At 60.5% G+C, this 446-nt stretch carries 1 pseudogene; it reads right to left on the bottom strand.

Features of this window, described 5'->3' with window-relative positions:
* Positions 1 to 446 (bottom strand): annotated as a pseudogene (locus JWG43_RS20880) (DNA-directed RNA polymerase subunit beta); the annotation flags it as partial.

Here is a 446-nt window from a genome sequence, read left to right as displayed (position 1 = left end):
CGATGCGCACATAGACCACGTCCTTGGCGTCGAACTCGAAGTCGAGCCACGAGCCGCGGTACGGGATCACGCGGGCGGCGAACAGCAGCTTGCCCGACGAGTGCGTCTTGCCCTTGTCGTGGTCGAAGAAGACGCCCGGCGAACGGTGCATCTGCGAGACGATCACACGCTCGGTGCCGTTGACGATGAAGGTGCCCTTGTCCGTCATGAGCGGGATGTCGCCCATGTAGACGTACTGCTCCTTGATGTCCTTGACCGAACGGGCTCCCGTTTCCTCGTCGGTTTCGAACACGATCAGGCGCAGCTTGACCTTCAGCGGCGCGGCATAGGTCATGTCGCGCTGAATGCACTCCTCGACGTCGTACTTCGGCTCTTCGAACTCGTACGAGACGTATTCCAGGATGGCGCGCTCGTTGAAGTCCTTGATCGGGAACACCGACTTGAAG

The sequence above is a fragment of the Desulfobulbus alkaliphilus genome, from assembly GCF_016918545.1.
GTDB classification, from domain to species: Bacteria; Desulfobacterota; Desulfobulbia; order Desulfobulbales; family Desulfobulbaceae; genus Desulfobulbus; species Desulfobulbus alkaliphilus.
Note: the sequence above shows the minus strand (reverse complement) of the source record. Positions and strands in the feature narration are given on the sequence as shown.